Genomic DNA, 20132 nt, shown 5'->3' on the forward strand with positions numbered 1-20132 from the left:
TTCTTCAATCCTTCCGTTACCGCCCAGCCCGTATCGGCTGGCACTGGCGGCGCGTAGGTCTAGATGTCGTGCTTGCGAATGTTCTTCAGCATCTTCTGCAGCGTCGTGATGAGGGCTGCGTATTCGGCGTCGTCGACATCGTCGAACATCGCCTCGAACGCATCGTGCATGGCCGGCCAGGCGCGCGTGAACTCGGCGCGGCCCTCGTCGGTCAGGAACACATGGCGGATGCGGCTGTCGGTAACGCCCTGCTCGCGTCGCACGAAGCCTTGCCCCTCCAGCGTGTCGAGCGTGCGGCTCAAGGTCGACTGCTCGATGACCGTATAGACCGAGAGGTCGTTGACGGTGACGCCGTCCGTGACCGACAGAACGGCCAGCGTGCGCACCTGCGAGATGGTCAGGCCCTGCTTGCGGAAATCATCGCGCAAGGTGGCGTTGTAGCGGCCCATGATGCGGTTCATCAGATAGGGCGCGAATTGCTGCAGGCCGATCTGCCCGAGGGTCGAGATGCGCTGGCGCTTTTCCGCCACCTTCTGCTCCATCAGAGCCTCCCCGCCAGGAGGAAGCCGGAACCGCCGCCGAGGCCGGCACCCGGATGGGTCGAGGCGCCGATATGGTAGAGGTTCCTGATACCGGTCTGGTGGTTGCGGCTGGTCTTGAACGGCCGCCACAGGAAGGACTGGTCGATGGTCGAGGAACCGCCATAGGGGTCGCCGCCGACCAGGTTGATGTTCATCGCCTCGAGATCGGCCGGCGAATAGGCGCGGCGGGCAATCACGCTGTCCTTGAAGCCGTCAATGTGGCCGGCGAGGATCGCCTCGGCGCGGTCGGCATAGGCCTCGCGCAACGCTTCGGTCCATTGCCCGTCAGCCGGGGCCTGCAGCTTGCCGGCGGCGTCGCCCTTGATGTACCGGGGCGCCTCGGGCAGTTGCAGCCACAGGATCGCCTTGCCCGCCGGACAGCGCGAGGGATCGAGCGCATGCGGCTGGCCGACACAGATGGTGGGCACCTCCGGCAGCATGCCGCGCACCGCCTCGTTGCAGGCCTTGGAGACGCCGTCCAGTCCCGGCGTCAGGTGCAGCAACGCCACCTTGTCCAGCCCCTCACCGCGCCATGCCGGCGGCTTGTCGAGGGCGTAATGGATCTGGAAGTTGCCTTTGCCGTAGCGATATTTCCGCGTCGCATCGACATCGGCTTGGGCGGCATCCTTGCCGAGCAGCCGACCGTAAAGCTGCGTCGGCGTGACCGAGCAGATCACGCTCTTCTTCGCATGAACCGTTTCGCCCGAGGCCAGCCGCACACCGGTGGCGCGGCCCCCATCCAGGATGATGGAAGCAACGTCCGCTCCCGTGGAGATGACGCCGCCGCGCTCGGTGATCAATGCCTCGAAAGCCGATAGCAAGTTCTTCGCCCCACCCTTGACGATCGGCGCGCCGGCCGCCTCGAGCGCGAAGGCGATCACCTTGGCGATCTGACCGGAGAACGCATCCTCGGGGCCCAGCCCGGCATGCAGCACCCAGGGCGCCCAGAGCGCCCGGATGGTTTCGGACTGGTAGGTACTTTCCAGCCAGCCGCGCGCCGGCACCAGGGCGTCGCCGAGAAAGGCGGCAAGGCCGCGTGAGCCACGCCGCCAGGCGTCGCCCGCCAGCAGCTTCGCCGTAGGATAGGACCAGAGCGCCCCACCGAGCAGACCGAACAGCAGGCCGGCATTGCGCTCGATGCCGCCGACATCGTCCGCGTGCCGGTCGCCATCGCCCGCCGCGATCGCGTTGAGCGCGGCGACGTTGGCGGCACGGTCGGTGCCGAGCACCGCATGGCTGCCGTCCGGCCGAAGCACGCCGGTCGGCGTTGCCGTGTGGCAGAACTCCAGCCCATGGCGGGCAAGGTCCTTGCCGAGTGCGGCGAAGGCCGGCGAGGTGATGAACAGCACGAAGGTCGTCGCCATCACATCGTGGACGAAGCCGGGCGCGGTGATCTCCTCGGTGCGCATGCAGCCGCCGATGCGGTCGTTGCGCTCGAGAACGAGCACATCAGCGCCCTTGCCGCCAAGCATCGCCGCGCAAACCAGCGCGTTGATGCCGCTGCCGACGATGATGTGGTCGGGCGCCTTCATTGACAGTTTCTCTCGACCGTCGGAGCTGCGCGCATGATCTTCTCCCGAAGACCCACCTCGCTCTATTTGCCCGATACCAGCGCCAATGCGCGGATCGGGCTGCCGGTGCCGTGCTCGATCTTGAGCGGCGCCGCGATCAGGATCGCGCCCTTCGGCGGCAACTGATCGAGATTGCAGAGGCTGGCGAGGCCGTAGCGGTTGGCCTTGTGCATCAGCGTGTGCGCCGGGAATGGCGGCTCCATGCCGCCGGCCTTGCCGGCGTCGGTGCCTATCGTCTCCGAGCCCCAGCCCTTGATGTTCTTGCTGATCAGGAACTGGATGGCTTCAGCCGTCGGGCCGGGCGTATGCGGGCCGGTCTCGTTGGCATTGAGGAACTCGGCTTCCGAGCCATTGCGCTTGTACCAGTCGGTGCGCATCACCACCCACTCGCCGGCGTTGATGGCGCCATGCTTGGCTTCCCATGCCTTGATGTGGTCGACGGTGAGCAGGAAATCGGGATCGGCGGCGGCTTCCTTCGAGCAGTCGATGACATTGACCGGGCCGACAAAGTTCTGCGCCGGAATGGTGTCGGTGGCGCCGTCCGGGTAATCCTTGCCGCTGATCCAATGCTGGGGCGCATCGAAATGCGTGCCCGAATGCTCGCCAAGCTTCAGCCAGTTCCATGCCCACCAGGGACCGTTCTTGTCGTAGCGGGAGATGTTGTGGATCTCGACTTTCGGCGTGTCGACCGCGAGTTCCGGCGGCAGCTTGATCAGCGGTGTATCGGGACCGAGCGGTGCCGACAGGTCGACCACCTTGATGGCGCCGGAAAGAAGCTGGCCGGCGACCTCGCCGAGGAGTTTTTGGGTGTCCATGGTCTCTGTTCCCTCTTTTCGATGATGATCAAGGCTCGTCTCGGCCCTTAATATCCTACTAGACGAAAACATATGCATCTGCAATTATCTTTAAGCATAAAGGAAATGGGAACGGGGCGTGAGCGAGTTCGACGCCATCTTTGTCGGGGCGGGCCATAATAGTCTGGCATGCGCCGCGCATCTTGCGCTCAAAGGCTGGAAAACCGGGATTTTTGAGCGCAGCGCAACAATCGGCGGCGCTGTCCAGACCCGCGAATTCACCCTTCCCGGCTTCCGCCACGATTTCGGCGCGATGAATCTGAGCCTGTTTGCCGGCTCCGCCTTCCATCGGAAATATGCAAATGAATTGAAAGCGCAGGGGCTGGAGTTCGCGCCCGTCGCCGACTGTTTTGCCAGCGCCTTTCCGGATGGACGCTGGTTCGGCGTCAGCAACGATCTGGAAAAGACCGCGGCGCGCATGGCGGCTTTCTCCACTGCGGACGCCACGACATGGCGCAGGCTGGTTGCCGCGTTCCCGGCGGAGGCCGAGCATCTGTTCCGGCTGCTCGGCTCGCCGATGGGTGCCCGCGCGCTTGCCGGCACGGCGTGGAACCTTTGGCGCAAGAAGGGTGTCACCGGCGCACTCGACACCGGTCGGCTGCTGTTGTCGTCGCCACGCGCCTGGCTGGAGGAGACTTTCGAGTCCCCCCATGTGCGGGCAACGCTCGCCACCTGGGGCATGCATCTCGATTTCGCGCCCGATATTGCCGGCGGTGCGGTGTTTCCCTACCTGGAATCGATGGCCAACCAGAGTTTCGGCATGGTGCTGGGCAAGGGCGGCGCCGATACCATCATCCGGGCTCTGGCCGGCATGGTGACCTCCGCCGGCGGCCAGATCGTCACTGGCGCCGATGTGGCCGAGATCACGGTATCCGGCGGCAAGGCGACGGGGGTGCGGCTCGCTTCCGGTGAGACGCATACCGCCACCAGGGCGGTGATCGCAGGCGTCGCGCCCCGGGCACTGACTGGCAAGCTGCTGCCCAACGGGTCCGGCGACGCCGGCTTCGACACGGCGATGAAGAAATTCCGCCACGCACCAGGCACGATGATGATCCACCTGGCGCTCGACGATCTGCCGGACTGGAGCGCGGGGGCCGCGCTTCGGCAGTTTGCCTATGTGCATCTATCACCGTCGCTCGATGCGATGTCGCGCACCTATCAGCAGGCGATGGCGGGCATGCTGCCGGACGAGCCGGTGCTGGTCGTCGGCCAGCCCTCGGCGATCGACCCGTCGCGCGCGCCTCAGGGCAAGCATGTGCTGTGGGTGCAGGTGCGCATGCTGCCAGCCGACATCCTGGGTGATGCATCGGCCAGGATCGCGCCCGCGCATTGGGATCAGGTCAAGGAGGCCTATGCCGAGCGCGTGCTCGACATCATCGAGACCTATGCGCCCGGCCTGCGGGGCAAAATTCTCGGGCGGGCGGTGTTCTCGCCCATCGACCTCGAACGCGAGAACCCGAACCTCGTCGGCGGCGACCAGGTCTGCGGCAGCCACCATCTGGCGCAGAACTTTCTGTTCCGCCCGGCGCGCGGCTATACCGGCTGGAACACGCCGGTCAAAAATCTGCATCTAACGGGCGCCGCGACATGGCCGGGCGCCGGCACCGGTGCGGCCTCGGGCTTCATGCTCGCGCAACAGCTTGGCGGGAGGTAGGCCGACGATTTTATCGGGGCGACGAGAGGCAAGGCGCTGCTGTCCACGAAGCCTGAACCAATGACCTGACACTGCCGCGCAAAGACAATAACCAACAAGGGGAACGACCATGACAATCACCAGACGCGAATTGCTTGGATACAGTGCCGCCGCACTTGGTGTGGCCGCCGTTGGCCTGCCGCGGATCGCCAAGGCGGCCGCCGGCGAACTGACCATCGCCTACAATGTCAACCTGCCCTCCTGGGATCCGACCACCGGACCCTCGGCCGTCAACCCGACGATCCAGGGCCTCTATCAATCAGTCTTCGACCAGTTCATTCCGCAGAAGCCGGACCTGTCCTTCGCGCCGGGCCTGCTCACCGAATGGGGCTGGAACGACGACCGCACCAAGGTGACGATGACGGTGCGCGAAGGCGTGACCTGGCATGACGGCTCGCCGTTCACGCCCGAGGACGTGGTCTGGTCGCTGCAGCGGGCAGGCGACGAAAAGACCGGCAATCCGATCCAGTTCGTCTGGAAGAACGTCAACAACTTCAAGATCGACGGCAACAAGATCACCGGCGACGTGGTGCAGTTCGACCCGGTCTATTTCAAGTGGATGTCGTTCCTGACCGGCTACATCCTGCCGAAGGCCTATTACGAGAAGGTCGGCGCCGAAGGTTTCGAGAAGGCGCCGATCGGCACCGGCCCGTACATGGTCGAAAAATTCGAACGCAACGCCTTCCTGCGGCTCAAGGCCAATCCGAACTATTGGGGCGGCAAGCCGGCCTTCGAGAATGTGACGATCAAATTCGTCACCGACGCGGCGAGCCGCGTTGCCGAGATCGAGTCCGGCTCCTCGCAGGTGACGCTTGAAATCCCGTATGAGGAATATGACCGGCTGATCGCCAAGGACGGGCTGGCCGGCTCGTGCAAGAACGTCTCCGACATCGGCATGATCTTCTTCAACAACAAGGACGCCATGCTGGACAAGAATGTCCGCCTAGCGGCCGTGATGGCGGTGGACAAGGAGCTTCTGGTCAAGCGGCTGCTGCGTGGCTACGGCCAGCCGATCGCGACACTGGAGACGCCGGAATACGCGGCCTTCGATCCATCGATCAAGGTCGAGCACAATCCCGAAAAGGCCAAGGAGTTGCTGGCGGCCTCCGGCTACTCGCCGGAGAAGCCGGCCAAGGTCACCATCCAGACGACCAAGGGCTTCAAACCCAAGGACTACGAGATCGTGCAGGCGATCGTCGGCATGTGGCGCAAGGTCGGCATCGAGGCGACGATCGAGGTCTACGAGATTGCCAAGCACTATGAACTGCGCGCCGCGCACAAGCTGGCGCCGGCGGCCTTCTACAACTGGGGCAACGCCATCGGCGATCCGACCACCTCGACCGGTTTCGCCATGTTCGGGCCGTCGCCGCACTCGTCCTGGAAGACCGACGACCTCGACGCCAAGATCGGTCCGCTCTGGGGCGAGAAGGACGAGGCCAAGCGCATCGCCGGCTGGAAGGCGGTCGACAAATACATCGCCGAGCAGGCCTATGTGCTGCCGCTGCTGCAGTTCGCCCAGCCGATCGTGCACGCCAAGGGCGTCAACGTCGTGCAGCATATCTCCGGCGCGCTGCTGCCGGCGCTGATGACCCCGGCCTGATATCGGCCTGGAATTGCCGCGCGCCGTCGATAGCGACGGCGCGCATTTTTCTATCGGGCATACGAGCCTGCGGGCTCCTGCAAAGATTTACATGCTCCTGCAACGATTCCTGATCCGTGTGCTGACGATGCTGATCACGCTGTTCGGCGTGGCGATCGTTGTCTTCGTCGTGATCCGCGTCGCGCCTGGCGATCCGATCGCGATGATGCTGCCGCCCGGCGCGACCGATGCCGACATCGCCCGGCTGCGCGCGCTCTACGGCCTCGACAAGACCATCGTCCAACAATTCTTCATCTGGCTGTCCGGCGTGGTGCGCGGCGATTTCGGCACCTCGATCTCGCTGCGGCAAGACGTGCTCGGCCTCGTGTTCAACCGGCTGCCGGCGACGCTGGAACTCGCCATTGTCGCGCTGATCATGGCGGTGGCGCTCGGCGGCACGACGGCCGTCCTCGGCGCGCGCGAGCGCGGCACGGCGGTGGAAGCCGGCATCGACATCGCCAGCGGCGCCGCGCTTTCCATTCCCGATTTCCTCTGGGGCCTGGTGTTGATCCTTTTGTTCGGCGTGCTGGTGCCGATCTTCGACATTTCCGGCCGGGTCTCGCCACAGCTCGACCTGCCCTTCGTCACCCAGTTCTATTTCTTCGAGAGCCTGCTTCGGCTGCGCTTCGACCTGACCTGGGACCTGTTGAAGCACATGCTGATGCCGGCGGTGGCATTGGCGCTGCCGCTGGCGGCGATCATCGCGCAGTTGTTGAAACAGTCGCTCAAGGAAGTGCTCGACCTCGACTATGTCGTGCTGGCCCGGGTCAAGGGTTTTTCCGAGACGCAGGTAATCCTGCGCGAGGCACTGAAGAACGCCGCTCTGCCGACGCTGACCCTGGTCGGCGTGCAATTCACGTTCCTCATCGGCGGCACGGTCATCGTCGAGCGGCTGTTTTCCTATGAAGGCCTCGGCAACATGGCGATCGATGCCGTCATCAACCGCGACCTGCCGCTGATCCAGGGCATCGTGCTGGTCTTCGCGCTGCTGTTCGTGCTGATCAACCTTGCCGTCGACATGATGTATGCGCTGCTCAATCCGAGGCTGCGCCATGGATAGAGCCACAAGACGCGGACTGAGCCCCAGGCTGTGGCTCGCCGGCGGCTGGCTGCTGCTGGCGCTTCTGGCCGCGATCTTCGCGCCGCTGGTGGCGCCGCAGGATCCGCTGGCGCAGGATCTGATGCTGGAGCGGCTGCCGCCCTTCTGGCTCGATGGCGCCGAGCCGGGCTATTGGCTGGGCACCGACAGCCTCGGCCGCGATCTCTTGTCCAGGCTGATCTTCGGTGGCCGCATCGCCTTCATCGTCGCCTTTGCCGCGGCCATCGCCGCCTGCCTGGTCGGCTCGACGCTCGGGCTGATCGCGGGCTATTTCGGCGGCTGGGCCGACCGCATCATCTCGCGCATCGTCGATGTCTGGATGGCGTTCCCGCCGGTGCTGTTCGCCATCCTTTTGGTGGCCGTGCTGGGCACCGGCTTGAGCTCCGTCATCCTCGCCATCGCGATCATCGACTGGACGCGCTTCTGCCGGGTGATCCGCGCCGAGGCGATGGGCCAGTCGCGCATGGATTATGTCGAGAATGCCCGCATCGCCGGCTATGGCCGCATCGGCATCATGCTGCGCGAAGTGCTGCCCAACGTGGTGCCGTCGATCGTCGCACTCCTGTCGCTGGAGATGGGCATCGCCGTCATCGTCGAGGCGATCCTGTCCTTCGTCAATCTGTCGATCTCGACCGACGACCCAACCTGGGGCGGCCTCATCGCCGAGGGCCGGCTGTCGATCCACCAGGCCTGGTGGGTGCTGGTGTTTCCGCTGATCACGCTGATCCTCACCGTGCTGTCGTTCAGCCAGTTCGGCGAAGCGCTGAAGGCGCGTTTCGACCCGGTGCTTCGATGAACGCCTGTCTCGACATCGCCAATCTCAGCGCCGTGCTGCCCAACGGCGCCCGCGTGCTGCGCTCGGTGTCCCTCTCGGTGCAGCCCGGCGAGGTCCGCGCCCTGGTCGGCGAGAGCGGCGCCGGCAAGACGATGATCGGCAAGGCGGTGCTCGGCGTGCTGCCGTCGAGCGTGCGCATCGTGGAAGGCGACATGAGGCTCGAGGGCGAAGACCTCGGCAAGCTGCAACCCAAGGCACGGCGCACGCTGATCGGTGCCCGTACGGCACTGATCCCGCAGGATCCGCTGACCGCTCTCAACCCGTCACGCCGCATCGGCCCGCAGATGACCGACCGGCTGGTGCGCATCCTCGGCTGGAGCGGCGAGAAGGCCGACATCCGCATCCGGCACTTGCTTGACGAGGTGCAGATCCGCGACCCCGACCGCGTGCTGAAAAGCTATCCGCACGAGCTCTCCGGCGGCATGCGCCAGCGCGTGCTGATCGCCGCCGCCTTCGCCGCCGAGCCCCGGCTGATCGTCGCCGACGAACCGACCACGGCGCTCGACGTCACCGTGCAGAAGCAGATCCTGCGGCTGATCGCTGCGTTGCAGCGCGAGCACGGCACGGCGATCCTGTTCGTCACCCACGATCTCGGCGTCGTCGCCAAGATCAGCCAGAAGGTCTCGGTTCTCTATGCCGGCAAGGTGGTGGAGGAGGCTGACACGGCCGCTCTCTTCGCGGCGCCGCAGCATCCCTATACGCGCGCCCTGATGGCGGCGACGCCGCGCTACACCGATCCGTTCGCCTCGCTGAAACCGGTGGACGAAGCGGTGCTGGCCGGGCTTGCTGCGGAGATCGCGGCGGCGGACCAGGCGTGGAGGCCCAGCCATGGCTGAGCCGCTGTTTTCCGTGCGCGGGCTGAAGGTCGCGCTGCCAGACATGACACGCAAGCCGCTGATCGGCCGCGCGCCCTTGGCCGAGATCTTGAAAGGCCTGGATTTCGACCTGCCCAAGGGTTCGGTGACCGGCATTGTCGGCGAATCCGGGTCCGGCAAGTCGACGCTCGGCCGCGCTTTGGTGCGGCTCTTGGAACCCAGCGCCGGCTCGATCAGCTTCGACGGCCGCGATATCACGCATCTGCCGGAAGCGGAGTTGCGGCCGTTGCGCCGCGACCTGCAGATGATTTTCCAGGATCCGATGTCGTCGCTCAATCCGCGCCGCACCATCGCCAGCATCATCGCCGCGCCGCTCAAGCAGAACGGGCTTGGCGACAGGCTCAAGGAACGCGTCGCCGAGGCGCTGCAGCGCGTCGGGCTGCCGCACGGCTTCGCCGGCCGCTATCGCCACGAACTGTCGGGTGGCCAGCGCCAGCGTGTCGGCATTGCGCGCGCGCTGGCGCTGTCGCCGAAATTCGTGCTGGCCGACGAGATCGTCTCCGGCCTCGACGTGTCGACACAGGCGCAGATCCTCACCCTTCTGGAAAAGCTGGCGGCGGAGATGGGTCTGACCGTCGCCTTCATCAGCCACGATTTGTCCGTCATCCGGCGGCTGTGCCGGCAAGTGATCGTCATGCGCGAAGGCGTGATCGTCGAAGCCAGCGCCACCGACGCTTTGTTCGACAATCCGCGGCAGGCCTACACGCGCGACCTCATCGCAGCCATTCCGCTGCCCGAAATCGATGCCGGCTGGCTGGACATCCCTTCTGCCGGCAAGGCGCCGCCATGATTGCATACGCACGCCGAAAAGCGGGCCTCGGACGTGCGAACGGCAAACAACCAGGTCCCGCCAATGGAGAGGACTGACATGAAGACGATACTTCGAAACGCGACGCTCGTCGCCGCTATCCTTGGCAGCGCCGGCATGGCCTCGGCGGATTCGATCCCCGGCATGCGCGGCCACGATCACACCGGCATCACCGTTCCCGATATGAAGCAGGCGGTCGACTTCTTCACCGAAGTGGTCGGCTGCAAGAAGGCGATGTCCTTCGGCCCGTTCGCCGACGACAAGGGCACCTTCATGCAGGATCTTCTGGGCGTCGATCCCAAGGCTGTCATCGAACAGGTCACCATGGTTCGTTGCGGCTATGGATCGAACATCGAGCTGTTCAAATACACCGCGCCCGACCAGAAGAACCTGACGCCGAAGAACAGCGACATTGGCGGTTTTCACATCGCCTTCTATGTCGATGATGTCGCCGCGGCGAAAGCCTATCTCGACGGCAAGGGCGTCAAGACGCGCATGGGCCCCTTGCCGGTCAAGGAAGGACCCGCCGCCGGCCAGACCATTCTCTATTTCCAGGCGCCCTGGGGGCTGCAACTGGAAGCGATCAGCTATCCCGACGGCATGGCCTATGAGAAGGGTGCCGAGACAGTGCTGTGGAGCCCGAAGAGCCCGGACAAGTGACCACCCGGCGCGCGCTTGCGGTTCGACACGCGAGCGCGCTGCCCAATATCAGCACAATGATTTCGACATAAAACTTTAAGCTTGAAATATCTCGCCGCCGGCGCGATAGTCGACAAGACAGCAAAGCGAAGAGGAGATCGCAGACATGAAGGTTGCGGTTCTCGGCGGCGGACCAGCCGGCCTCTACTTTGCCATTTCGATGAAGCTCCGGGACGCCGCCCACGATGTGACGGTGTTCGAGCGCAACCGCGCCGACGACACGTTCGGCTGGGGCGTGGTGCTGTCAGCCGAGACACTCGAGAATCTCGCGAAGAACGATCCGGTCAGCGCCGTCTGGATCAAGAAGCATTTTGCCTATTGGGACGACATCGCCGTCATCCATGACGGCGTGCGCACGGTCTCGTCAGGCCACGGCTTCTGCGGCATCGGCCGCAAGCGGCTGTTGATCCTGCTGCAGCGCCGCGCCCGCGAGCTCGGCGTCAAGCTGATGTTCGAGACAGATATCGCCGATCCCCGTCTTTATATGGAGACGCATGACCTGGTCGTCGCCGCCGACGGGCTGAACTCCAGGGCGCGCAACACCTTTGTCGACATCTTCAAGCCCGATATCGACACCCGCAAATGCAAGTTCGTCTGGCTCGGCACCAACCAGAAATTCGACGACGCCTTCACCTTCATCTTCGAGAAGACCGAGCATGGCTGGGTGTGGGCACACGCCTATCAGTTCGACAGCGACACCGCGACCTTCATCGTCGAGTGCAGCGAACAGACCTGGGCTGCCTTCGGCTTCGGCGCGATGACGCAGCAGGAATCGATCGCGGTGTGCGAACGCATCTTCGCCAAGCATCTCGGCGGCCATGCGCTTATGACCAATGCCAACCATATCAGGGGTTCGGCCTGGATCAATTTCCCGCGCGTGCTGTGCGAGCGCTGGTCGTATAAGAACCTGGCACTGATGGGCGATGCGGCGGCATCGGCGCATTTCTCGATCGGCTCCGGCACCAAGCTCGCTTTGGAAAGTGCAGTGGCGCTGGCCGACTATGTCGAGACCGAGCCGGATCTCGATGCAGCGTTCCGCAAATATGAGGATGCCCGCCGCACCGAGGTGCTGAAGCTGCAATCGGCGGCGCGCAACTCGCTTGAATGGTTCGAGGAGGTCGAGCGCTATCTCGGCCTCGACCCGGTGCAGTTCAATTACTCGCTGCTGACACGCTCGCAGCGCATCAGCCACGAGAATCTGCGGCTGCGCGATGCCGAATGGCTGGGTGGTGCGGAAGAGTGGTTCCAGCGCCAGGCGGGTGCGGGCGGCAACAGACTGCGCCGAGCGCCGATGTTCGCGCCGTTCAAGCTGCGCGACCTCAAGCTCAAAAACCGCGTCGTCGTCTCGCCGATGGCGCAGTACAAGGCCGTCGACGGCTGCCCGACCGACTGGCATTTCACCCACTATGCCGAGCGCGCCAAGGGCGGCGCCGGCCTCGTCTATATCGAGATGACCTGCGTCAGCCCGCAAGGGCGCATCACACCTGGCTGCCCCGGCTTCTACGCGCCTGAGCACGAGGTGGCGTGGAAGCGGCTTGTCGACTTCGTCCATACCGAGACCGAGGCCAAGATCTGCGCGCAAATCGGCCATTCCGGCGCCAAGGGTTCGACCCGGCTGGGTTGGGAAGGCACCGACGTGCCGCTGGCCTCGGGCAACTGGCCGATCATGGCCGCATCGGCCGTCGCATGGTCGCCCGAAAACCAGGTGCCGAAGGCGATGGACCGCGCCGACATGGATCTGGTGCGCGACCAGTTCGTGGCTTCGGCCGAGATGGCTGATCGCTGCGGCTTCGACATGCTGGAGATCCACGCCGCGCACGGCTATCTCCTGTCGTCCTTCATCACGCCGGTCACCAACCGGCGCACGGACGCCTATGGCGGTTCGCTTGAGAACCGCATGCGCTATCCCCTCGAAATCTTCCGCGCGGTGCGCGCCGCCTGGCCGGCACAGAAGCCGATCTCGATGCGCATCTCGGCCAATGACTGGGTCGGCATCGAAGGCGTGACACCGGCCGACGCGGTCGAGATCGCGCGGCTGCTGCATGAAGCGGGCGTCGACATATGCGACGTCTCGGCCGGCCAGACGTCGGCACTGGCAAAGCCGGTCTATGGCCGCATGTTCCAGACGCCTTTTTCCGACCGCATCCGCAACGAGGTCGGCATGGCGACGATGGCGGTCGGCAACATCTACGAGCCGGACCATGTCAATTCGATCCTGATGGCTGGCCGCGCCGACCTGGTAGCACTGGCACGGCCGCATCTTGCCGACCCCTACTGGACGCTGCATGCGGCGGTGACGCTTGGTGACCGCGGCGTCAAATGGCCCGATCCCTACCTGCGCGGGCGCGACCAACTCTACCGGCTGGCGGAGCGCGATGCGGCCGCGGGGCTGAAAGTATGACGGCCGCAACAGCGATCTCCGGCAAGCACGCGCTGGTCACCGGCGGCGGCTCCGGCGTCGGCAGGGCCATCGCGCTGGCACTGGCTGGCGCTGGCATCAATGTGACCATCTGCGGCCGCCGTGAAGTGGAACTCGCAAAAGTTGCCGGCGAAAGCGAAGGCATTTTCGGCATCGCCGCCGATGTCACCAGCGAGGCATCCATGGCCTCGCTCTACGAGACGGCGCAAGCCGCACGCGGGGCCTTCGACATCGTCGTCGCCAATGCCGGCATGGCCGGGAGCATGCCGGCGCACAAGACCACGCTCGCCGACTGGCAGAAGACGCTCGACGTCAATTTGACCGGCGCCTTCCTGACGGTGAAGCCTGCGCTGGCCGGGATGGCCGCGCGCAAGGCAGGCCGCATCGTGTTCATCGCTTCGACGGCGGGCTTGAAGGGCTACGCCTATGTCGCGCCTTACGTCGCGGCCAAGCATGGCGTCGTCGGCCTGATGCGGGCGCTTGCGGCCGAGACGGCGAAATCCGGCGTCACCATCAACGCCGTGTGCCCGGGCTTCGTCGAGACCGACATGCTGGAGGAGTCCATCCAGCGCATCATCGAAAAGACCGGCCGCTCGGACGGTGAGGCGCGGGCAAGCTTAGCCTCGACCAACCCGCAAGGCCGCTTCATCCAGCCGCAAGAAATCGCCGCCGCCGTGCTGTGGCTGTGCGGCGACGCGGCGGCGTCGATCACCGGACAGGCAATTTCGATCTCAGGAGGCGAGACATGGTAGCCGGCCCTCTGCCCGCACCGTCGGGACCCGGCAAGGACAGGCTGCGCCTGTGGATCAGGCTGCTGCGTGCCTCGCGCACGATCGAGGCCGAACTGCGGGAGCGCCTGAAGAAAGAATTCGATACGACCCTGCCGCGCTTCGATGTGATGGCAGCACTCTACCGCGCCCCCGAAGGCATGCTGATGAGCGACCTGTCGCGCTTCCTGCTGGTCTCCAACGGCAATGTCACAGGCATTGTCGACCGGCTGGTTTCGGAAGGGCTGGTCGCCCGCGCCCGCCGCAATGGCGACCGCCGCACCTCCATGGTGCGGCTGACGGAGGAAGGCACCAAATCCTTCGCCACCATCGCCGCGGCGCATGAGGGCTGGATCGGCGAATTGCTGGGCAAGGTCAGCGAGGAAGATGCGCGCCGGCTGACCGGCATGCTGACCTCGTTCCGCAGCAACTGGGAGGGACGCGAATGACCGGGATGGCCGGGCTGAAGCCGAAGCATTTCCTCTGGGAGGTCGAGGGCAGGATCGCCAAGGTCCGGCTCGACCGGCCAGAGCGCAAGAACCCGCTGACCTTCGACAGCTATGCGGAACTGCGCGACACGTTCCGCGACCTTGTCTATGCCGACGATGTCGACGCCGTGGTGTTCCTCTCCAATGGCGGCAATTTCTGCTCCGGCGGCGATGTCCACGACATTATCGGCCCGCTGGTCAGGATGGACATGAAGCAGCTTCTGGCCTTCACCCGCATGACCGGCGATTTCGTCAAGGCGATGCTGAATTGCGGCAAGCCGATCATCGCCGCGGTCGACGGTGTCGCGGTCGGCGCCGGCGCCATCATCGCCATGAGTTCCGACATCCGCATCGCCACGCCGGAAGCCAAGACAGCGTTCCTGTTCACCCGCGTCGGCCTCGCCGGCTGCGACATGGGCGCCTGCGCGATCCTGCCGCGCATCATCGGCCAGGGCCGCGCCGCCGAACTGCTCTACACCGGCCGCACCATGACGGCAGCGGAGGGCGAGCGCTGGGGATTCTACAACCGGCTGGTCGATGCGGCAGCGCTCGAAGCCGACGCGCTCGACATGGCGGCGCGCATCGTCTCCGGCCCGACCTTCGCGCACGGCATCACCAAGACGCAACTCAACCAGGAATGGTCGATGGGCCTCGACCAGGCCATCGAGGCGGAAGCCCAGGCGCAAGCGATCTGCATGCAGACGCGCGATTTCGAACGCGCCTACAAGGCATTCGTCGCCAAGGAAAAGCCGGTGTTCGAGGGCAATTGATGGCTGACAAGAGTTTCCTCAACTGGCCGTTCTTCGAAGAGCGTCATCGCGAGTTGGCCGAGCGCCTGGAGGCCTGGTGCGCCAAGAACCTCCCCGTCGATCACCATGACGTCGACGCCGCCTGCCGCGAGCTGGTGGCGAAGCTTGGCCGCGACAGCTGGCTGAAGCCGACGGCGGTTGATACCGACAATCCGGGGCCGCTCGACGTTCGCACCTTGTGCATCACGCGCGAGACGCTGGCGCGCCATGACGGGCTCGCCGATTTCGCCTTCGCCATGCAGGGGCTGGGCACCGGCGCGCTCAGCCTGTTCGGCACACCGAACCAGCAGCAATGGCTGGCAAGGACGCGCGCGGGCAAGGCGATCTCGGCCTTTGCCCTGTCGGAGCCGCGTTCAGGATCGGATGTCGCCAACACCGAGATGACGGCGACCCGCGATGGCGACAGCTACATTCTGACAGGTGAGAAGACCTGGATCTCCAATGGTGGCATCGCTGATCTCTATGTCGTCTTTGCCCGCACCGGCGAGGCGCCGGGCGCCAAGGGGCTGTCGGCCTTCCTGGTGCCAGGTGACGCCAAGGGCCTCGGCATCGCCGAACGCCTCGAAGTGATCGCGCCGCATCCGCTGGCGCGGCTGTCCTTCGACAAGGTCCGGCTGCCCGCCGCCGCACTGATCGGCAAGCCCGGCGACGGCTTCCGCATCGCCATGTCGGTGCTCGACGTGTTCCGCTCGACGGTTGGCGCGGCGGCGCTCGGCTTTGCCCGCCGGGCACTCGATGAAAGCATCAAAAGGGTGGCCGAGCGCAAACTGTTCGGCGCGCCTATGGCCGAATTGCAGATGGTGCAGGGGCATGTCGCCGACATGGCGCTCGACGTCGACGCGGCAGCACTTCTGGTCTACCGCGCCGCCTGGACCAAGGACATGGGCGCGGCGCGTGTCACGCGCGAGGCGGCGATGGCCAAGCTGTTCGCGACGGACAAGGCGCAAGAGGTGATCGACAAAGCGGTGCAGTTGCATGGCGGCGACGGCGTCCGCAAAGGCCATATCGTCGAGAGCCTGTATCGCGAGATCCGCGCCCTGCGCATCTATGAGGGCGCTTCCGACGTGCAGAAGGTGGTGATCGCCAGGCAAGTGATGAGCGCGGGCTGACCGCGAGACATTGACGGCATTCGATTTTGACACTTGGTTTTTGGAATACGGGGAGGCTTGAAATGCACGAGGTTCTGCAGCCTGAAGGCTGGACCAAACCGGTCGGCTACGCCAATGGCGTCGCGGCGCGTGGGCGTCTCATCTTCGTCGGCGGACAGGTCGGCTGGAACGGCCAATGCCAGTTCGAGACCGACGACTTTGTCGGCCAGGTGAAACAGACACTGGAGAACATCGTGGCGGTGCTGGCGGAGGCAGGCGCCACGCCTCAGCACATCACCTCGATGACCTGGTATTTCACCGACAAGGCCGAATATCTGGCCAATCTCAGGGGCATCGGCGAAGCCTATCGCGAGGTGATCGGCCGGCATTTTCCGGCAATGGCCGCCATGCAGGTGGTGGCACTGGTCGAGGACCGCGCCAAGGTGGAGATCCAGGCGACAGCGGTCATACCGGATTAATCTGTCGTCATTACCCGCGAAGGCCTGCCTGCCTCAGCAGCGGCAGCACGTGATCGCATAAATAGGGCAGCTCCTGCGTGTAGTTGACGAAGGAAAGGGCGATGCCCTGATAGCCGTGCCCGGCAATTGCGGCCATGTCGGCAGCGATCGTTTCCGGGGTTCCGATCAGGGGATAGGTGCCGGCGCCGCCGGCGAAGCGCTGGCGGTAACGGTCATAGGCGTGCGGGTCGTGCGACTGCGAGAATTCCTTCTTGCCGGCCATGTGGGCATCGACCGCGTCATGGTCGGCCAGATCGACCGCATATCTGTTATAATAGGCCTGCGCCTCTTCCATCGTCGGGCGGCAGACGACATGCGCCACCGTATAGACACCGACATCACGACCGACCTTGTCGGCCCGTTCGCGGATGTCGGCGACGTGTTTGCCGGCGTCGCTCATTTCGGAAAAGGTCGTGAACAGATAGTCGCACCGGGCGGCGGCGAAATCGCGGCCCGGACCGCCGAATGCGGCGTTCATGGTCACCGGACGCGGGGTCTGCAAACTGGCCGGCCGGCTGACCGCTTCCTTGAGACGATAGTAGGTGCCTTCATAGTCGAGAGGCTCGGTAGAAGCATATAGCTTTTCGAGGATTTCGATCCATTCGGCCGCCTGGTCGTAGCCCTTTTCGACGAGCGGCGTGCCGAACATGCCGAATTCCTTCGGGTTCCAGCCGCAGACGATGTTGAGGCCGGCGCGGCCCTGGCTGACGTGGTCGACGGTCGCCAGCGCCTTGGCGGCATAGAGTGGATGCACCAGCGGCACATGCACGGTCATGAACAGGCCGATCTGTTCGGTCGCCATGCTGAGGGCCGCCGCCCAGGTGAAGGTCTCGAACGACCATTCGCGCACCTTGTTGCGGCCGCCAAAGCCGCGCCAGCGCGCGATCGGCAGCAGAAACTCCAGCCCGGCGCGGTCGGCGATTTGCGCCGCCGTCAGATTGTCCTGCCAGCTCGCCGTCCAACGTTCCTGCACATCTGTGATGGCAAGCCCGCCATCGGCATTGGTCGAGAAGACGCCGAGCTTCAGTTTGTTCGGGCCGTGCAGGGGATGCGCTTTGATCATCTTGAAAACTCGCGGCGGGAGGCCACACGCTAGGCCAGCACCAGAATATTTCAAGCCTGAAATAGCTTCGCCTCGCGGTCGTTTGCGGATATGGATTTGAACAGGTCGAAAAAGAGGATGGACATGAGCGAGTTCCGCCAGAAATGCATCGGCAAGACGAGCCTTGTCGGTTCCTTCGCCGCCATTCCCCATCCCGTTGCGGTCGAAGTGATGGCGCTATCCGGCCTCGACTTCCTCTGCATCGACTGGGAACACGCCCAGATTTCGCGCGACATGATCGAGGCCATGGTGCGAGCCGCCGACGTGCATCGCGTGCCGGCGATGGTGCGCGTTCCCGGCCATGCGCCGGAGGCCATCCAGGCGGCGCTGGACAGCGGCGCGCAGGGCGTGCTGGTGCCGCGCGTCTCGACCGCCGTCCAGGCCGAAGCAACAGTGAAAGCCTCGCGCTATCCACCACAGGGCGAGCGCGGCGTCGGACCCGGCCGCGCCGCGGGCTATGGCTATCGCATCCCCGAATATCTTGCCGGCGCCAACGACAGAACCGTCGTCGCGGTCCAGGTCGAGACAGCGGAGGGGCTCGCCAACATCGACGCGATCGCGGCGGTCGACGGCGTCGACGTGATCTTCGTCGGCCCCGGCGACCTTTCGGTGTCGATCGATGCGATCGGACCGCAAGGCGCCGACAAGCTCAATGCGGCGATCCGGACGATCATTGCTGCAACGATCGCACACGGAAAGGCATCAGGCATATTTTGCGCCAGCCCACAGACGATCGGCCGTTGGGCAGCCATCGGTGCGAGTTTCTTCGTGCTGGCCAGCGACACGATGTTTCTGGGCGCCGGCGCGGCGGCCAACTTCGCCGCGGCGCGCGACGAATTGGCATGAAACGAGCGCATCAGGGCAAAAAAAGGCGTATCGGCAAGGCAACAGGCCACTCAAACTTTTTAAGCTTAAAACTTTCGCCTTGAAAAGTGCCGCACTTTGGATAGCATCCAAGGATCGATGGTGACCGCGATGCCGGAGGGGTTGCCGGCCAGTTCATCGCAGTGCTTCGGGTGGGAGGGGTTCAGTCCTTGTCGTTCATGCTGCCCCAGTCATCGTCCAGCGCGCGCTATGCTTTCGATGGCGTACGCGCGCAGATCCGTGATCTCCATACCGAAAACATTGCCAACCTTGCCGTGCGCGCGCGTGAATTGGGCGACGTCATCGCGCTCTGGTACGGCGAAGGCGACATGGTGACGCCCGCCTTCATCCGCGACGCGGCCAAAGCGGCCTTCGACGAAGGTCAGACTTTCTACGTGCCCAACATGCGCGGGCTTGGGGCTCTGAATGAAGCGCTGTCGGAGTACCAGACGCGCATCCACCGCCGGCCGATCCCGATCGCACGGACCACCGTCACGCCGGGCGGCATGCAGGCGCTATACCTTGCATTGGAACTGCTCGTCGATACCGGCACCAACGTCGTCTATGTGGCGCCGCAATGGCCCAACATCCACAACGCCATCCACCTGATCGGCGGCGAACCACGGCCGTTTTCGCTCGACTTCGAGGGTGACTGGCGTCTCGACCTCGACAGGCTGTTCGCCAGCTGCGACGCCCGCACCCGCGCCATCTTCCTGTCGACGCCGTCCAACCCGACCGGCTGGACCGCCTCGGCCGAGGAGATGAAGGCCCTGCTCGATTTCAGCCGGCGCACCGGCATCTGGATCATTTCCGACGAGGTCTATGGCCGGCTCTATCTCGACGGCGACGTCGCGCCCTCGATCCTGCAGATCGCCGAGGACGGCGACCGGGTGCTGTCGGTCAACAGCTTCTCCAAGGCCTGGGCCATGACCGGCTGGCGCATCGGCTGGCTGACGCATCCATCGGGAGTGGCCGACCAGCTCGGTGCCATGACCCAATACGTCAACAGCGGCACCGCCGCTCCGATCCAGGCTGGCGCGGTTGCCGCAATTCGCCAGGGCGAGCCATTGGTCGAAGAGATCAGGCAGCGGATCAGGACCGGCCTCGACCTCGCCTATATGAGGCTGGCACAGATTCCGGGCGTCATTTTGCCGACGAAACCGCGTGGCGGCATGTATGCCTTCTTTGCCATGGAAGGCGAAAGCGATGCCAGTCGCGCCTGCGCCAAGATCCTGGAGACGGCGCGCGTCGGGCTGGCGCCCGGCCATCTCTTCGGAAGCTCGGCAACGGCCTTCCTGCGCATGTGCGTCTGCCGTGACCGCGACCAGATAGCGACCGCGCTCGACCGCATGGTCGCCGCCATGAATTGACGCCCCGCTGGGAGGCGGGACGGCAAGAAACCGTGCGGGGCCAGCCCCGCCCG

Annotated in this window: 19 protein-coding genes; 15 read left to right on the forward strand and 4 right to left on the reverse strand. The window is 64.8% G+C overall.

What is annotated here, in order from left to right; genetic code table 11:
• Nucleotides 1-59: 59 nt before the first annotated feature.
• The 3 genes from MesoLj_RS00505 to MesoLj_RS00515 all read right to left on the reverse strand — a co-directional run bounded on the left by MesoLj_RS00505 (nt 60) and on the right by MesoLj_RS00515 (nt 2967).
• Nucleotides 60-542, reverse strand: a complete 483-nt coding sequence (locus MesoLj_RS00505) for a MarR family winged helix-turn-helix transcriptional regulator (protein ID WP_202324723.1) — start codon at nt 540-542, stop codon at nt 60-62.
• A complete protein-coding gene (locus MesoLj_RS00510; RefSeq protein ID WP_202324724.1) occupies nt 542-2113 on the reverse strand; it encodes a phytoene desaturase family protein in 1572 nt (523 codons plus the stop codon). The genes MesoLj_RS00505 and MesoLj_RS00510 overlap by 1 nt, the downstream gene beginning before the upstream one ends.
• 62 nt (nt 2114-2175) lie before the next feature.
• Complete coding sequence (locus tag MesoLj_RS00515) at nt 2176-2967, reverse strand: cyclase family protein (protein ID WP_202324725.1); 792 nt, start codon at nt 2965-2967, stop codon at nt 2176-2178.
• Between the two features lie 118 nt (nt 2968-3085).
• Here MesoLj_RS00515 and MesoLj_RS00520 point away from each other — a divergent pair, with 118 nt between their 5' ends.
• The 13 genes from MesoLj_RS00520 to MesoLj_RS00580 all read left to right on the forward strand — a co-directional run bounded on the left by MesoLj_RS00520 (nt 3086) and on the right by MesoLj_RS00580 (nt 16704).
• Nucleotides 3086-4660 (forward strand): phytoene desaturase family protein, encoded by a 1575-nt coding sequence (locus MesoLj_RS00520; RefSeq protein WP_202324726.1) that lies wholly within the window; start codon nt 3086-3088, stop codon nt 4658-4660.
• 109 nt (nt 4661-4769) lie between these two features.
• A complete protein-coding gene (locus MesoLj_RS00525; protein WP_202324727.1) occupies nt 4770-6299 on the forward strand; it encodes an ABC transporter substrate-binding protein in 1530 nt (509 codons plus the stop codon).
• 91 nt (nt 6300-6390) lie between these two features.
• Complete coding sequence (locus tag MesoLj_RS00530) at nt 6391-7398, forward strand: ABC transporter permease (RefSeq protein ID WP_202324728.1); 1008 nt, start codon at nt 6391-6393, stop codon at nt 7396-7398.
• The gene (locus tag MesoLj_RS00535) at nt 7364-8233 is read left to right on the forward strand and encodes an ABC transporter permease (RefSeq protein WP_181180100.1); all 870 of its coding nucleotides are present in this window, start codon (nt 7364-7366) and stop codon (nt 8231-8233) included. The genes MesoLj_RS00530 and MesoLj_RS00535 overlap by 35 nt, the downstream gene beginning before the upstream one ends.
• A complete protein-coding gene (locus MesoLj_RS00540; protein ID WP_202324729.1) occupies nt 8230-9108 on the forward strand; it encodes an ABC transporter ATP-binding protein in 879 nt (292 codons plus the stop codon). Before MesoLj_RS00535 ends, MesoLj_RS00540 begins: the two co-directional genes overlap by 4 nt.
• Nucleotides 9101-9937: an ATP-binding cassette domain-containing protein gene (locus tag MesoLj_RS00545; protein WP_202324730.1), complete on the forward strand. Its 837-nt coding sequence runs from the start codon at nt 9101-9103 to the stop codon at nt 9935-9937. Before MesoLj_RS00540 ends, MesoLj_RS00545 begins: the two co-directional genes overlap by 8 nt.
• Nucleotides 9938-10015: 78 nt before the next feature.
• The gene (locus tag MesoLj_RS00550; protein ID WP_140775612.1) at nt 10016-10615 is read left to right on the forward strand and encodes a VOC family protein; all 600 of its coding nucleotides are present in this window, start codon (nt 10016-10018) and stop codon (nt 10613-10615) included.
• A gap of 145 nt (nt 10616-10760) precedes the next feature.
• A complete protein-coding gene (locus tag MesoLj_RS00555; protein ID WP_202324731.1) occupies nt 10761-13055 on the forward strand; it encodes a bifunctional salicylyl-CoA 5-hydroxylase/oxidoreductase in 2295 nt (764 codons plus the stop codon).
• Complete coding sequence (locus tag MesoLj_RS00560; protein ID WP_202324732.1) at nt 13052-13825, forward strand: SDR family NAD(P)-dependent oxidoreductase; 774 nt, start codon at nt 13052-13054, stop codon at nt 13823-13825. The genes MesoLj_RS00555 and MesoLj_RS00560 overlap by 4 nt, the downstream gene beginning before the upstream one ends.
• Nucleotides 13819-14289: a MarR family winged helix-turn-helix transcriptional regulator gene (locus MesoLj_RS00565; RefSeq protein ID WP_056569752.1), complete on the forward strand. Its 471-nt coding sequence runs from the start codon at nt 13819-13821 to the stop codon at nt 14287-14289. The genes MesoLj_RS00560 and MesoLj_RS00565 overlap by 7 nt, the downstream gene beginning before the upstream one ends.
• A complete protein-coding gene (locus MesoLj_RS00570) occupies nt 14286-15098 on the forward strand; it encodes an enoyl-CoA hydratase family protein (RefSeq protein ID WP_202324733.1) in 813 nt (270 codons plus the stop codon). The genes MesoLj_RS00565 and MesoLj_RS00570 overlap by 4 nt, the downstream gene beginning before the upstream one ends.
• On the forward strand, nt 15098-16246 hold the full coding sequence (locus tag MesoLj_RS00575; RefSeq protein ID WP_202324734.1) for an acyl-CoA dehydrogenase family protein: 1149 nt from the start codon (nt 15098-15100) through the stop codon (nt 16244-16246). The genes MesoLj_RS00570 and MesoLj_RS00575 overlap by 1 nt, the downstream gene beginning before the upstream one ends.
• Before the next feature lie 62 nt (nt 16247-16308).
• Nucleotides 16309-16704 carry a RidA family protein gene (locus MesoLj_RS00580; RefSeq protein WP_202324735.1) on the forward strand — a complete coding sequence of 132 codons (396 nt, stop codon included), beginning with the start codon at nt 16309-16311 and terminating at the stop codon, nt 16702-16704.
• Nucleotides 16705-16714: 10 nt separating this feature from the next.
• On the opposite strand, the gene MesoLj_RS00585 is transcribed toward MesoLj_RS00580, so the two are convergent.
• Nucleotides 16715-17806, reverse strand: coding sequence for an LLM class flavin-dependent oxidoreductase (locus MesoLj_RS00585; RefSeq protein ID WP_202324736.1), 1092 nt, complete (start codon nt 17804-17806; stop codon nt 16715-16717).
• A gap of 123 nt (nt 17807-17929) precedes the next feature.
• Here MesoLj_RS00585 and MesoLj_RS00590 point away from each other — a divergent pair, with 123 nt between their 5' ends.
• Nucleotides 17930-18691, forward strand: coding sequence for an HpcH/HpaI aldolase family protein (locus tag MesoLj_RS00590; protein WP_202324737.1), 762 nt, complete (start codon nt 17930-17932; stop codon nt 18689-18691).
• Between the two features lie 197 nt (nt 18692-18888).
• Complete coding sequence (locus tag MesoLj_RS00595) at nt 18889-20079, forward strand: pyridoxal phosphate-dependent aminotransferase (protein WP_181179763.1); 1191 nt, start codon at nt 18889-18891, stop codon at nt 20077-20079.
• Nucleotides 20080-20132 lie beyond the last annotated feature (53 nt).

The sequence above is a fragment of the Mesorhizobium sp. 113-3-9 genome, from assembly GCF_016756515.1.
Classification (GTDB): Bacteria; Pseudomonadota; Alphaproteobacteria; order Rhizobiales; family Rhizobiaceae; genus Mesorhizobium.

Excerpts from the sequence above, each read along its gene's own strand:
- MesoLj_RS00505 (WP_202324723.1), bottom strand. The coding sequence starts at position 542 with ATGGAGCAGAAGGTGGCGGAAAAGCGCCAGCGCATCTCGACCCTCGGG.
- MesoLj_RS00510 (WP_202324724.1), bottom strand. The coding sequence starts at position 2,113 with ATGAAGGCGCCCGACCACATCATCGTCGGCAGCGGCATCAACGCGCTG.
- MesoLj_RS00515 (WP_202324725.1), bottom strand. The coding sequence starts at position 2,967 with ATGGACACCCAAAAACTCCTCGGCGAGGTCGCCGGCCAGCTTCTTTCC.
- MesoLj_RS00525 (WP_202324727.1), top strand. The coding sequence starts at position 4,770 with ATGACAATCACCAGACGCGAATTGCTTGGATACAGTGCCGCCGCACTT.
- MesoLj_RS00530 (WP_202324728.1), top strand. The coding sequence starts at position 6,391 with ATGCTCCTGCAACGATTCCTGATCCGTGTGCTGACGATGCTGATCACG.
- MesoLj_RS00535 (WP_181180100.1), top strand. The coding sequence starts at position 7,364 with ATGCGCTGCTCAATCCGAGGCTGCGCCATGGATAGAGCCACAAGACGC.
- MesoLj_RS00540 (WP_202324729.1), top strand. The coding sequence starts at position 8,230 with ATGAACGCCTGTCTCGACATCGCCAATCTCAGCGCCGTGCTGCCCAAC.
- MesoLj_RS00545 (WP_202324730.1), top strand. The coding sequence starts at position 9,101 with ATGGCTGAGCCGCTGTTTTCCGTGCGCGGGCTGAAGGTCGCGCTGCCA.
- MesoLj_RS00550 (WP_140775612.1), top strand. The coding sequence starts at position 10,016 with ATGAAGACGATACTTCGAAACGCGACGCTCGTCGCCGCTATCCTTGGC.
- MesoLj_RS00555 (WP_202324731.1), top strand. The coding sequence starts at position 10,761 with ATGAAGGTTGCGGTTCTCGGCGGCGGACCAGCCGGCCTCTACTTTGCC.
- MesoLj_RS00560 (WP_202324732.1), top strand. The coding sequence starts at position 13,052 with ATGACGGCCGCAACAGCGATCTCCGGCAAGCACGCGCTGGTCACCGGC.
- MesoLj_RS00565 (WP_056569752.1), top strand. The coding sequence starts at position 13,819 with ATGGTAGCCGGCCCTCTGCCCGCACCGTCGGGACCCGGCAAGGACAGG.
- MesoLj_RS00570 (WP_202324733.1), top strand. The coding sequence starts at position 14,286 with ATGACCGGGATGGCCGGGCTGAAGCCGAAGCATTTCCTCTGGGAGGTC.
- MesoLj_RS00575 (WP_202324734.1), top strand. The coding sequence starts at position 15,098 with ATGGCTGACAAGAGTTTCCTCAACTGGCCGTTCTTCGAAGAGCGTCAT.
- MesoLj_RS00580 (WP_202324735.1), top strand. The coding sequence starts at position 16,309 with ATGCACGAGGTTCTGCAGCCTGAAGGCTGGACCAAACCGGTCGGCTAC.
- MesoLj_RS00585 (WP_202324736.1), bottom strand. The coding sequence starts at position 17,806 with ATGATCAAAGCGCATCCCCTGCACGGCCCGAACAAACTGAAGCTCGGC.
- MesoLj_RS00590 (WP_202324737.1), top strand. The coding sequence starts at position 17,930 with ATGAGCGAGTTCCGCCAGAAATGCATCGGCAAGACGAGCCTTGTCGGT.
- MesoLj_RS00595 (WP_181179763.1), top strand. The coding sequence starts at position 18,889 with ATGCTGCCCCAGTCATCGTCCAGCGCGCGCTATGCTTTCGATGGCGTA.